Origin of the sequence: Terrisphaera buseokensis (assembly GCF_047521145.2) — a bacterium.
In the GTDB taxonomy this organism is placed as follows: domain Bacteria; phylum Verrucomicrobiota; class Verrucomicrobiia; order Opitutales; family Opitutaceae; genus ER46.
The window spans coordinates 2248813-2262301 of record NZ_CM134186.1 but is presented as its reverse complement, the minus strand read 5'-3'; the positions used below and the strand labels follow the sequence as shown (position 1 = coordinate 2262301).

Below are 13489 nucleotides of genomic sequence, written 5' to 3'. Positions count from 1 at the left end.
GACCCTCGCCCGCTTCAGCCGGAGATTTCCCCGGCCGGAGCGGGCTTTTTCATGTCCGGACCACGCTGCGCCCACGCCGACCTGCGCATGGTCGTTTCATCTTGATGCTTTCTTGATGCGCCAGCGCCTCGGCTTGATTAGTCGCGGCGCCGGATTGCGAGCATACTCGGGCCATGAACCTGCCGGGACTTCCCGACGCAGAACTCATCTGAACATGGAAAACATCGTCATCGGCCTCATCGCGCTCGGCTGCCTCGTCTACCTGATCGTCGCCGTGCTGCACCCGGAGAAATTCTAGATGAATCCGTCCCTCTCATGGCTGCAATTCGCGCTCTACGCCGGCGCGCTGCTCCTCATCACCAAGCCGCTCGGGCTCTTCCTCGTCCGCGTACTTGATCCGCAAGGACGCACGTTCCTCGACCCGATCGTCCGGCCGTTCGAACGACTCACGTATCGCCTCTGCGGCATCGCATCCGACCGCGAGCAAAGCTGGCGCGAATACGCTCTCGGCCTGCTGGCGTTCAGCCTCGTCGGGCTCATCTTCACCTACCTCATCCTGCGTTTCCAGGATCACCTGCCGCTCAATCCGCAGCATCTGCCCGGGCTCTCGCCCGCGCTCGCGTTCAACACCGCCGCGAGTTTCACCACCAACACCAACTGGCAGAGCTACGGCGGCGAAGGCACGATGTCGTACCTGTCGCAGATGGTCGCCCTGACCGTGCCCAACTTCACCTCCGCAGCAGTCGGCATCGGCGTCGCGGCCGCACTGATCCGCGGCATCGCGCGCGCGTCGACGCACACAGTGGGCAACGTCTGGACCGACGTCGTGCGCGTCACCTACTACGTGCTGTTTCCGCTGTGCGTGGTCTTCGCGCTCGGGCTCGTTTCCCAGGGCATGATCCAGAACTTCAAACCGTACACCGTCGCGAAAACGCACGAGCCGTACACGGTGCAGCAACCGCAGGTGGACGCCGCCGGCAATCCGGTCCTCGGTGCCGACGGCACGACGCCGGTCACGGTCGCCGGGGTGATCGACACCCAGACGATCGCGCAGGGGCCGATGGCCTCGCAGGTCGCGATCAAGATGCTCGGCACGAACGGCGGCGGATTTACGAATGCGAACGCGGCGCATCCGTTCGAGAACCCGACACCGCTTTCAAACTTTTTCCAGATGCTCGCGATCTTCGCGATCCCGAGCGCCCTCACCTACACGCTCGGCCGCATGGTGAACAATCAGCGCCACGGCTGGGCCGTGTGGGGTGCGATGGCCGCGCTCTTTGTCGCAGGCGCGCTGGTGTGCTGGCACGCGGAGCTGTCCGGCAATCCGATTCATCAGCAGCTCGGCGTGGCTGCCGCCGACGGCAACCTCGAGGGCAAGGAGGTTCGTTTCGGCATCTTCAACTCGGCGCTCTTCGCCGTCATCACGACCGCCGCCTCGTGTGGTGCCGTGAACGCCATGCACGATTCCTTCACGCCGCTCGGCGGGCTCGTGCCGCTCTTCAATATCCAGACCGGCGAAGTGATCTTTGGCGGGGTCGGATCCGGACTCTACGGCATGCTGATCTTCGTCCTCCTTGCGGTCTTCATCGCCGGCCTGATGGTGGGCCGCACCCCCGAGTATCTCGGGAAAAAGATCCAGGCCTACGACGTGAAACTGGTGATGCTCGTCCTCGTGGTGCTGTCCGCGACGATCCTTGGCGGCACTGCGTGGGCGAGCGTGTCGGCCTGGGGCCTGGCCGGACTCAACAATGCCGGTCCCCACGGCTTCACCGAAATGCTCTATGCGTACAGTTCTGCGGTCGGCAACAACGGCTCGGCCTTCGCCGGGCTCACGGCGAACCCGGCCAGCGGTGATCCGCACTACAATGTGACGCTCGGCCTCGGCATGCTGGTGGGACGTTTCTTTATGATCGTCCCGATCCTCGCGCTTGCCGGCAATTTCGCCGGCAAGAAGCGGGTTCCCGCCAGCACCGGCACGTTCCAGGTCGAAGGATTCACTTTCGTCGGATTGCTGATCGGCACCGTGGTGCTGGTCGGCGCGCTCACCTTTCTCCCCGCCCTCGCGATGGGCCCGGTCGTCGAACACTTCCTGATGCGCGCGGGCAACCTCTTCTGAAGCCGCTCCGTTCTCAGCCTTTCACATTCAGCCCGCCGCCTCGCGCAGCCCACCCATGAGCACCAAAGCCGTCTCGCTCTTCGATCGCCGCATCCTGCTTCAAGCCAGCGTCGATGCCTTCAGGAAATTGGACCCGCGCACCCAGCTGAAGAACCCGGTCATGTTCGTCACGTTGGTCGGCGCCGCCCTGTCATTCGAGCAGCTCTTCACTTCAAAGGATCCGTTCGGTTACGTCCTGCAGATCGCGCTCTGGCTTCTGTTCACCGTGCTGTTCGCCAACTTCGCCGAGGCCGTCGCGGAAGGCCGCGGCAAGGCCCAGGCCGACTCCCTCAAGCGCGCCCGCACACAGACGTTCGCCCGGCAGCTGCGCGACGGACGCGAGGAGAAAATCGCAGCCACCGATCTGCGCCAGGGCGACCTCGTCGTCTGCGAAACGGGCGATGTCATCCCGGCCGACGGCGACGTCATCGAGGGCATCGCGTCCGTCGACGAGTCCGCCATCACCGGCGAATCCGCGCCCGTCGTGCGCGAGAGCGGAGGCGATCGCTGCGCGGTCACGGGCGGCACGCGGGTCTTGAGCGACCGTATCGTCATTCGCATCACGTCGGAGCCGGGCCATACTTTCATCGACCGCATGATCGCGATGGTCGAAGGCGCTTCCCGCCAGAAGACGCCCAACGAAATCGCCCTGACCATTCTCCTCTCGGCGCTCACGATCATCTTCCTGCTCGTGGTCGTCGCGCTGCTACCGTTCGGCTTCTACGCGAACGCGGCCTTCTCGATCAGCACCCTTGTCGCCCTGCTCGTCTGCCTCATCCCGACGACCATCGGCGGGCTGCTCAGTGCCATCGGCATTGCCGGCATGGATCGGCTGCTGCAGCGCAACGTCCTCGCCACGTCGGGTCGCGCCGTCGAGGCCGCGGGCGACATCGACGTTCTCCTGCTCGACAAGACCGGCACGATCACGCTCGGCAACCGCCAGGCCAGCGACTTCGTGCCCGCGCCAGGCGTCACCCGCGAACGCCTCGGCGATGCCGCGCAACTGGCCTCGCTCGCCGACGAAACCCCCGAGGGCCGCAGCATCGTCGTGCTCGCCAAGGAGAAATTCAATCTGCGCGGCCGCGAGATCGCCGCGCCACACGCGACGTTTGTCCCGTTCACCGCCCAGACCCGGATGAGCGGCGTCGACTTCACGGCGGCCGGCGCGCAACCCGCGCGATGCATCCGCAAGGGTGCCGCCGCCAGCATCAAGTCCTGGGTCGAATCCCAGGGCGGCACCTATTCGGCCGCGGTCGCCGACGCCGTGGACGCCGTCGCCCGCAGCGGCGGCACCCCGCTCGTCGTCGCCGACGGCCGCGAGGTGCTGGGCGTCGTGCACCTGAAGGACGTCGTCAAGGGCGGCATCAAGGAACGCTTCGCCCAACTCCGCACCATGGGCATTCGCACCGTCATGATCACCGGTGACAACCCGCTCACCGCCGCCGCCATCGCCGCCGAGGCGGGCGTCGATGATTTTCTGGCGCAGGCCACGCCCGAGATGAAACTCGCGCGCATTCGCGAGGAGCAGGCCAAGGGGCATCTGGTCGCCATGACCGGCGACGGCACCAATGACGCGCCCGCCCTCGCGCAGGCGGACGTCGGCGTCGCGATGAACACCGGCACGCAGGCCGCGAAGGAAGCGGGCAACATGGTCGATCTCGATTCCAACCCGACGAAGCTGCTCGAGATCGTCGAGATCGGGAAACAGCTGCTCATCACGCGCGGATCGCTCACGACCTTCAGCATCGCGAACGACATCGCGAAATACTTCGCGATCATCCCCGCGCTGCTCGTGGGCGTCTTCCCGGCCATCGCCCCGTTGAACATCATGGGGCTGACCTCGCCCACCAGCGCAATCCTCAGCGCAGTCATCTTCAACGCGCTCGTGATCATTGCGCTCATTCCGCTCGCCCTCCGCGGCGTCGCCTACCGTCCCATCGGTGCCGCCGCCATGCTGCGGCGCAATCTCCTCATCTACGGACTCGGCGGCGTCCTCGTGCCGTTCGCGGGCATCAAGCTGATCGATGTCCTGCTCAGTGCCGCACATCTCGTCTAAGCAAACCATCACCACAAAGACACGAAGGCACAGAGGTAGCAGCCCGAAAATCCCTGCCATCCGTTCCTCTGTGTCTCTGTGACTTTGTGGTTCAAGCGACTTTCCCGATGAAATCATTCCTCTCCACAACCAAGCCCGCCGTCCTACTCACGCTCGTGTTCACTGTTTTGCTCGGTGGCGTTTACCCTTTGGTGGTCTGGGCCGGCGCGCAGGCCTTCTTCTCCCGCCAGGCGAACGGCAGTCTCATCAGCGATCCAGACAGCACCGTGCGGGGCTCCGCGTTGCTGGCCCAGCACTTCGCGAGCGAAACGCACTTCCATCCCCGCCCCTCCGCGGCTGGCACCGGATACGATGCGAGCAGTTCCTCGGGCACGAATCTGGGGCCGACCAGTCGCAAGCTCGCGGACAGTATCCAGTCTCGTGTGACCGCCTATCGCGCCGTCAACGGCCTCGCGGCAGACACCGCCGTTCCCGCCGACGCCGTCACGTCATCAGCCAGCGGCCTCGATCCGCACATCAGTCCGGCCAACGCGAATCTCCAGGCCGCACGCGTGGCGCTGGCGCGCGGCCTGCCGATCGCACAGGTGCGCGATCTCATCGGCCAACACACCGACGGCCGCAGTCTGGGCGTCCTGGGCGATGCCGGCGTCAACGTCCTCGCTCTCAACCGCGCGCTCGACGCGTCGTCCCGCCAATGAACAGCCCTGCGCCCCGGGATCTCCGCTACGCCGTGGGTGTCGCCGTCGTCGTCACGGCGCTCCTCACCTTCGCCCTCGTCGACCTTTCGTGCACCCCGAATGAACCGGCGCCCCATCCCGGCGCGTCGCATTCGCTGGCACCGCGCTGACCCCAGCCTGGCTCTTGCTCCACCGGAGCGATTCGCGCACGCTTTGCCTGTCCATGCCTGATCGTCGTCCCGATCCCGACACGCTGCTCGCCTCGCTCCAGCGCGATGAAAAGCGCGCGCGTCGCGGCCGGTTGAAGGTCTTCTTCGGCATGTGCCCGGGCGTGGGCAAGACCTTCGCCATGCTCCGGGCCGCGCAACAGGAACTCCACGACGGCACCGCTGTGGTCGTCGGATACGTCGAAACCCACGGCCGCGCCGAAACGGAAGCGTTGCTCAGCGGCTTGCCGGTGATCCCCCGGAGATCCGTCGCCCACCGCGGCGCCCAGCTCGCCGAACTCGATCTCGAAGCCATTCTCGCGCGCCGCCCCCGCCTGGTGCTGGTCGACGAGTGCGCACACACCAACGCCCCGGGCTCGCGCCATCCGAAGCGTTACCAGGACATCATCGAGCTCCTCGACGCGGGTATCGACGTTTTCACGACGCTGAACGTCCAGCACGTCGAGAGCCGCGCCGACGCCGTCCGGCAGATCACGGGCGCCACGATCCGCGAGACCGTGCCGGACTCGTTCTTCGAGCTCGCCGATCAGATCGAACTCATCGACCTCCCGCCTGAGTCGCTGCTCGAGCGGCTGCGCGAGGGGAAGGTCTACCTCGGCGATCGGGCGGCGGCCGCGGCCGAGGGCTTCTTCAAGGACGCCCACCTCACCGCCCTGCGCGAACTCGCGCTGCGCTTCGTCGCCGAGCGCGTCGACAAGCGGCTGCGCGAACTGCGCGCGAGCGGCTCGCCCCAGACCGTCTGGCGCTCCGGCGAACGGCTGCTCGTGGCCGTCGGTCCGAGCCCCTCGTCCACGCTGCTGGTGCGCTGGACGCGCCGCATGGCCGCGGCCCAGGGTGCCGCATGGATGGCGGTCAGCGTGGAGTCGTCCCGGGCTCTCGCGCCCGCGGCGCAGGAGCGCGTCGAGAAGAACCTCACGCTCGCACGCGAACTCGGCGCCGAGGTGGTCGTGACGCACGACGACAACATCGCGGCCGCCCTCATCCGGGTCGCGCTGCAGAACAACGCCACGCAGATTGTCGTCGGGCAGTCGAAATCGCCGCGGTGGCTCGACGCGCTGCGCGGCGGCAGTCTGGTCGATCGCATTCTCCGCCGCAGCGGCCCGATCGACCTCCATGTGGTCCCCGCCGAACGCGCCGCGGAGCATCCGCCCCGCTGGCTCGAGTGGAGCCCGGCCGAGCCGCCCCCCGCCCGGGAATTCGGCGAGGTCCTCGCCGCGCTCGCGGGACTGACGATCGTCGGCTGGCTGCTCGTTCCCATTTCCGGCTACCTCTCCGTCGGGCTGCTTTATCTGCTCGCCGTGATCGCGCTCAGTCTCCGCGTGGGCCGCGGGCCGGTCATCGTCGCCGGTGTGCTGAGTGCGCTGACGTGGAACTTCGTCTTCATCCCGCCGCTGTTCACCTTCGCCATCGCGAAGTTCGAGGACGGCATGATGTTCGCGACCTATTTCGCCGTCGCGCTGATCGCCGGTCAGCTCACCGCACGCATTCGCGCCCAGGAACGCCACGAGCGGATGCGCGAGGAGCGGGCCACGGCGCTCTTTCAGCTGACACAGGCCCTGAGCGCGGCCCGCACGCTCGACGACGCGGTGTTCGCAGCGCTCCGTCAGGCCGATCGGCTGTTCAACGCCCAGACTGCGCTGCTGTTCAGTCACGATCAGGGCGTCGCGCTCACCCCGCATTTTTCCGGCTCGTTCACGCTGAGCGAAAAGGAAGGCGGCGTGGCGGACTGGTGCTTTCGCCACCGTCAGCAGGCCGGCCGCTTCACCCACACGCTGCCGGCCGCCGAGGGGTTTCACGTGCCGCTGGTCCGCGAGGATCAGGCAGTGGGCGTCTTCGTCGTCCGCGTTGCACCGGAGGCGACGCTCACGCTTGCGCAACGCGATCTCGCCGGGAGTTTCGCCGCCCAGCTCGCGCTCGTCGTGGAGCGCGAGCAGCTCCGCGCCGTCAGCGAACGCGAGAAGCTCCTCGCCGAATCCGACAAGCTGCACCGCGCCCTCCTCGACGGCGTCTCGCACGAGTTGAAGACGCCCCTCGCCGTGCTCGATGCCGCCGCCGAGAATCTTGCCACTGCCGACGACGCGACCCGCGAGAGCTTGACTCAGGAAATCCGCACGGCGACGCGCCGGCTGAATCGCCTTGTCAACAATCTCCTCGACCAAACGCGGCTCGAGTCCGGCGCCCTCCAGCCCCGCCCCGACTGGTGCGACGCGCACGATCTCGTCAATGCCGCCGTCGAGGGCGTGCGCGACTCGCTGGTGCCACATCCGATCGAGCTCGCCGTGCCGGAGGACATGCCGCTGTTCCGCGCCGACACTGCGCTGATGGAGCAGGTCATCGCGAATCTCCTCCTCAATGCCGCCCATCACACGCCGGCCGCCACGCCGATCTTTCTCGCCGCGGGTGTCGATCACGCCAGCGCGCGGGTCTTTTTTACCGTGGCGGATCGCGGCCCGGGACTGCCACCCGCGATGCGCGAGCGGCTCTTCCAGAAATTCCAGCGCGGCGACGCCGCGCGCGCGGGCGGACTTGGTCTCGGACTCTCGATCATCCGCGGATTCGTCGTGGCCCAGGGCGGAGAGATCGTGGCCGGCGAGAATCCCGGGGGCGGCGCCGTGTTTACCGTTTACCTTCCCTACACTCCGCACGGTAAGGTGCCCACCGAATGACCGCCGTCGCCGCGAGGCCCGACATTCTCGTCATCGACGACGAAATCCAGATTCGTCGCCTTCTGCGCCTCACCCTCGAGTCCGCCGGCTACACCGTGCGCGAAGCGGAAACCGGCGCGCTCGGACTCAATGAAGCCGCGGTCCGGCGGCCCGACGCGGTCATTCTTGATCTTTCGCTGCCGGATGCATCCGGGCTCGACGTCCTGCGCCGCCTGCGGGAGTGGAGCCAGCTGCCCGTACTGATTCTTTCGGTACGCGAAGCGGAGACGGACAAGATTGCGGCCCTCGACGCCGGTGCGGACGATTATCTCACCAAGCCCTTCGGTGGCGGCGAGCTGCTTGCGCGCATCCGCGTCCTGCTGCGCCGCGCCCAGCCCGCCGCGGAGCCGAGCATCGCCCGCTTCGGCGCGATCGAGGTGGACTTCACCAAGCGCACCGTGACGCGCGCGGGCGCGGACGTGCATCTGACGACGAAGGAGTACGCGTTGCTGCGGCTCCTCCTGCAGCATCGCGGCAAAGTCATCACGCACCGCCAGCTACTCCGCGACGTCTGGGGTCCGGGGCACGAGAACGACACGCACTACCTGCGCGTCCACATGGCGAACCTGCGGAAGAAAGTAGAGGCCAGCCCCGAGCAGCCCCAGTTCCTCCGCACCGAGTCAGGCGTCGGTTATCGTTTCACCGAGTAGGAGATTTCGCCGGGAGGCGCCGAGCGTGCGGCTCGAGCTGTGCCGCCGAAACTTCAATGACACCGATCCCTTGGCGCCGCGGACGGAGTGCGGGTGTCGGGCATGAAACGGTGGGCGATTGCCTCGCGCGGCGAATCCGACCGGTGCCCTCCCACTGTCCGACAACGCGCCGGCAGCACTCCTCCGAGGGGGAAGTCCGCCTGCGTTCGTTCCCGCGATTCTCCGCGCAAACAAACTCGATGCGGTGCGTCTGGCGCTGTATTCCCGTTCCACGTCGATGAAAACCCACGTCTCGTCTCTTGCCCGGGTCCTCTCCGGTTTCGCTTTCGCTGCGGCCCTGCTGGCCGGCATCGCCAGCGCGGCCAACGTCCCGCGGCAGATGGAGCAGCTCGGCCGCGGCGTCGTCGCCCTCAAGGCGAGTGACACGCAGATCTTCGTCAGCTGGCGCGTTCTCGGCACGGATCCGGTTGACCTGGGCTTCAACCTCTACCGCGTCGCGGACACCGCCGAGCCCGTCCGGCTCAACCCCGCGCCCATTGCCGGCGCCACGAATTTCAACGACACCTCCTTCGATCCCGCCAGGGCCAACGCGTACTTTGTCCGTCCCGTTCTGGCCGGCGTCGAACAAGCGCCCAGCGCCCGCTTCACCGTCGCCGCCGGCGCCCCCGTGCGGCCCTACCTCTCAATCGCGTTGCGCACGCCGGCCGGTTACTCGCCGAACGACATTTCCGTCGGCGACCTCGATGGCGACGGCGAGTACGAGATCATCCTGCATCAGACCGGCCGCGCGCGCGACAACTCGCAGGCCGGCACGACCGACGAGCCGATTCTGCAGGCTTACAGGCTCGACGGCACGTTTCTGTGGCAAATCAACCTTGGAAAAAACATCCGTGAGGGCGCGCACTACACGCAGTTCATGGTGTATGACCTCGATGGAGACGGCCGCGCCGAGCTCGTTTGCAAGACCGCCGACGGCACCGTCGACGGCGTCGGCAAGGTGATTGGCGATCCGAAAGCCGACTGGCGCACGCTGGCGGAGTCCATGGTCCCGACCCGCGACAAGACCGGCAGCAAGAAAACGGCCGACGGCAAAATGGTCGCCTCGCGCGCGGGCTACGTGCTCGACGGCCCGGAGTTTCTCACCGTGTTCGAGGGCGCGACCGGCAAGGCGCTCGCCACGACGAACTATCTGCCCGCGCGCGGCACGGTGCTCGACTGGGGCGACGCCTACGGCAACCGCGTCGATCGCTTCCTCGCGTGCGTGGCCTACCTCGACGGCGTGCGTCCGAGCGTCGTGATGTGTCGCGGCTACTACACCCGCACGACGCTCGTCGCGTGGGATTTTCGCGACGGCAAGCTCACCCAGCGCTGGTTCTTCGACAGCGACAAATTCGGTCCCGCCGATCGCACGAATCCCTATCGCGGCCAGGGCAATCACAACCTCAGCGTCGCCGACGTCGACGGTGACGGTAAGGACGAGATCATTTACGGCGCGATGTGCATCAAGAGCGACGGCACGCCGCTCTACACCACGAACCTCGGGCACGGCGATGCGCTGCACGTTTCAGACATGGACCCGAGCCGGCCAGGCTTGGAGATCTTCGACATCCACGAGAACCCGAAACATCCGTACGGCACCGAACTCCGCGATGCCCGCACCGGCGTGATGATTTGGGGCATGCCGGGCGGCACGGAGAATTCGCCGGACGTCGGTCGCGGCTGCGCCATGGATCTCGATCCGCGCTATCCCGGCTACGAGCTGTGGTCCGCCGGCGGGCCGGCGCTGCGCGGACTGTTCAACGTCAAGGGTGAGAAAATCTCCGAGCGCAATCCGTCGTCCTGCAATTTCGGCGTCTGGTGGGACGGCGATCTGCTCCGCGAGGTGCTCAACTCGAACCGCATCGACAAGTGGAATTGGGAAACGAGCACGGAGACGCGGCTGCTCACGGCGGAAGGTTGCACGGCCAACAACGGCACCAAATCCACGCCCGGCCTTTCCGCCGACATCCTGGGTGACTGGCGCGAGGAGGTCATCTGGCGCACGACCGACAACCAGGAGCTGCGCATCTACTCCACGACGATTCCCACCGAGATTCGCCTCTACACGCTCATGCACGATCCGCAGTACCGCCTCGCGATCGCCTGGCAGAACGTCGCCTACAACCAGCCGCCCCACCCTGGATTCTTCCTGGGTTACGGCATGGCCGAGGCACCGCGCCCGAACATCACGCTGGTGGGACCGCGGAAGTAAGGCGTCATGCGTCCGACCGAAAACGCCGGACAGATCGCGCGCAGTCGGGCAGACGCTCCGCACGCGGGTGTGGCGGGTTGGGTGGGAGTGTTGAGAGTGGTGGGATTGAGGGGATTGGTGGGACCGCGGACGCCCTCGTCCGCTTCGGTCATGCTGCGAGCGAGGGCGCTCGCGGTCCCAGGGAAACGTTCTTCCCTTTCCCCGTGGATCCGCCGGCTTCACGCGGGATCCTGTTTTCTTCTGGCCCTTCTCGCCGCGCTGCCCGCTTCCACCCGCGCCCATGATCGCTACGAAACCTGGACGCTCGCCCGGCTGCGCGTCGATCACATGGAGGTCGCGATCACGATGGCGAAGGGCACTGCGCTCCAGCTCGCCGACCCCGCAGCAAAGCTGCCGGCGCTGACGCCCGAGAACTTCGCCGCGCATCGCGCGCCGTTCGACCGCGTTGCGCCCGATCTGCTCGTCATCACCGCCGACCGGAAGCCGCTCAAGGTCCTCCGCCTCGAGACGCAACTCACCGAGGAAGGCGACATCGTCTTCCGCCTCGCCTACACGCCGCCCGCCCCCGGCCGGCTGCAGCTGCAGGCCGCCTTCTTGAAGAAACTCGGTCCCGGCTACGGCGGCATCCTCGAGGTCAGCGATACCGCCGGCGGCAACCTCGGCTGGGAGCAGGTTTCGTTCGAATACCACGTCCTGGAAATCACCCTGCCGGTCTCACCCCCACCCGCTCCACCCCGCCCATGACTCTTTACGTATCCACCCTCCTTCGACGCACGGCCCTGCTCTTCTGGTGCGGCGCGGTCGCGCTGGCCCAGAATCCACCGCCCGGCGCGCCGCCCACCGGCACCAATCCGTTGCAGCGCGGCACCACGCCCGGTGCCCACAATGATGATACACTACGTGAACTGACGCCGGAGGAAATCTACCCGAACCTCAATTTCTACGCCATCAACCCGCTGCATAAACCTGGCGCCCCGCTCGGATGGGCGAAGGAACGCATCGAGGAGAACATCGACCGCGGCGTGGTCGTCCTCGTCGCGGCGGACCGAAAAGCCTATGTTTCCTGGCGTCTGCTCAAAACCGATCCCGTCGACATCGCTTTCAACGTCTACCGCCGTACCGCCGGTGGCGCCGCGATCAAGATCAACGCCGCGCCCCTCGCCCGTACCACCGATCTGGTCGATGCCGCGGCTCCGCTCGATCAGGCGAACACCTGGGAGGTGCGGACTGTCGTCAACGGTCGCGAGGTCGCCGGCTCCGCCGCGGCTACTGCCGGACTCTCCGCGAATTCCGCGCCACAAAACTATCGCGCGATCAAGCTGCGCGACGATGTGACGAGCATCTCCATGGCCGCGGTGGGCGACCTCGACGGCGACGGCGTCTACGACTTCGTCGTGAAGCATCCCGGCGGCGGCAAGGATCCGGGCCGCACGAGCGTCAGCCGCGACACGTACAAGTTTGACGGTTACAATGGCAAAACCGGCGCCTTCATGTGGCGCATCGATCTCGGCTGGAACGTCGACATGGGCATCTGGTGGACGCCGCTGGTCGTCCGCGATCTCGACGGCGACAACAAGGCCGAAGTCTGCCTGCGCACGAAACCGTACGCGGCCTCGCTCGCCGAGGCGCTGCCGGGCGCCCGGGCCGGCAACGCCCTCGAAGGCCCGGAGTGGCTCACCGTTTACAACGGTGAAACCGGGAAGGAAATCGATCACGCCGACTGGATCGAACTGGGCAAGGTGCAGGACTGGGGCGACAACACCGGCAATCGCGCGAGCCGCCACATGCTCGCCACCGCCTACCTCGACGGCAAGACCCCGGCCGTCCTCGTCGTGCGCGGCACGTACGGCATGATGAAAATCGATGCCTGGACACTCGAAAACAAGAAGCTGAAAAAGCTCTGGCGCTGGACCAACGAGCGCGCGCCGTTTCTCTTTCACGGCCAGGGCCAGCACAGCCTCAAAGTCGGTGATGTCGACGGCGACGGCCGCGACGAAATCTTCAACGGCTCGGTGGCGATCAGTCATGACGGCCGTTCGTTGTGGAGCAGCGGCCTCGGCCACGGCGATCGGTTTTATCTCACCGACATCGATCCGTCCCGACCCGGACTGGAAATCGCGTACATCATCGAGGAGGCGATGCCTCAGCTCGGTCTGAACCTGCGCGACGCCCGCAACGGCGATCTCATCTTCGGCGCCCGCGAGGCCAACCTCGACAACGCCATCGATCAAATCGCCGTCGGCGACATCGATCCGAGTTATCCCGGCATGGAGCTGTGGGCCAACAAGGGACTGAAGCAGTTGTTCTACTCCGCCAAGGGCGAACCCATCCCCGGTCCGGTGCCGCCCACGAGCGAGCTCGTATGGTGGGACGCCGACCTGCTGCGCGAGCAAATCGCGCCGGGCGGCGTCGGCGGGTTCGGCCGCGGTGGTCGCAGCGGAAACCCGGGCGTTTCGCCCGCAACACCGGTACCTGCGGGCGGGACGCCTTCACTCCCGGCCGGACGCTCGATCGGCAAGTGGAAGGGCCCCACGCTGACCACCGGCATTCAAGGCCAAGTGCAACAGGTCGCTGACATCCTCGGCGATTGGCGCGAGGAGATTATCACGTTCACCGACGGCGAACTGCGGATCTACAGCACGACGATTCCGGCCACGGATCGCAGGGTGTGCCTCATGCAGGATCCGATCTACCGCCACGACGTCACCCATCGCACCATGGGCTACGCCCACGTGCCGCAGGTGAGCTACTATCTCGGCGAAAAGTGA

10 protein-coding genes are annotated in these 13489 nt (G+C 66.6%); all 10 read left to right on the top strand.

The window, feature by feature from the left end:
• Positions 1 to 115 precede the first annotated feature (115 nt).
• Entirely contained in the window at positions 116 to 298 is a 183-nt protein-coding gene (locus ACLJEU_RS08250) for a potassium-transporting ATPase subunit F (RefSeq protein ID WP_414662131.1), read from the top strand.
• Positions 299 to 2116: a potassium-transporting ATPase subunit KdpA gene (gene kdpA / locus ACLJEU_RS08245; RefSeq protein ID WP_414662130.1), complete on the top strand. Its 1818-nt coding sequence runs from the start codon at positions 299 to 301 to the stop codon at positions 2114 to 2116.
• 55 nt (positions 2117 to 2171) lie between these two features.
• Positions 2172 to 4211 carry a potassium-transporting ATPase subunit KdpB gene (gene kdpB / locus ACLJEU_RS08240; protein ID WP_414662129.1) on the top strand — a complete coding sequence of 680 codons (2040 nt, stop codon included), beginning with the start codon at positions 2172 to 2174 and terminating at the stop codon, positions 4209 to 4211.
• 107 nt (positions 4212 to 4318) lie between these two features.
• Positions 4319 to 4909: a K(+)-transporting ATPase subunit C gene (kdpC, locus tag ACLJEU_RS08235; RefSeq protein ID WP_414662128.1), complete on the top strand. Its 591-nt coding sequence runs from the start codon at positions 4319 to 4321 to the stop codon at positions 4907 to 4909.
• Entirely contained in the window at positions 4906 to 5058 is a 153-nt protein-coding gene (locus ACLJEU_RS08230; protein ID WP_414662127.1) for a hypothetical protein, read from the top strand. The genes kdpC and ACLJEU_RS08230 overlap by 4 nt, the downstream gene beginning before the upstream one ends.
• A 53-nt stretch (positions 5059 to 5111) precedes the next feature.
• On the top strand, positions 5112 to 7781 hold the full coding sequence (locus tag ACLJEU_RS08225) for a DUF4118 domain-containing protein (RefSeq protein WP_414662126.1): 2670 nt from the start codon (positions 5112 to 5114) through the stop codon (positions 7779 to 7781).
• Positions 7778 to 8470: a response regulator gene (locus ACLJEU_RS08220; protein ID WP_414662125.1), complete on the top strand. Its 693-nt coding sequence runs from the start codon at positions 7778 to 7780 to the stop codon at positions 8468 to 8470. The genes ACLJEU_RS08225 and ACLJEU_RS08220 overlap by 4 nt, the downstream gene beginning before the upstream one ends.
• A gap of 277 nt (positions 8471 to 8747) precedes the next feature.
• Positions 8748 to 10721 carry a rhamnogalacturonan lyase gene (locus ACLJEU_RS08215; RefSeq protein WP_414662124.1) on the top strand — a complete coding sequence of 658 codons (1974 nt, stop codon included), beginning with the start codon at positions 8748 to 8750 and terminating at the stop codon, positions 10719 to 10721.
• A 150-nt stretch (positions 10722 to 10871) separates the two neighbouring features.
• The gene (locus ACLJEU_RS08210) at positions 10872 to 11465 is read left to right on the top strand and encodes a hypothetical protein (protein WP_414662123.1); all 594 of its coding nucleotides are present in this window, start codon (positions 10872 to 10874) and stop codon (positions 11463 to 11465) included.
• Positions 11462 to 13489 (top strand): rhamnogalacturonan lyase family protein, encoded by a 2028-nt coding sequence (locus ACLJEU_RS08205; RefSeq protein ID WP_414662122.1) that lies wholly within the window; start codon positions 11462 to 11464, stop codon positions 13487 to 13489. The genes ACLJEU_RS08210 and ACLJEU_RS08205 overlap by 4 nt, the downstream gene beginning before the upstream one ends.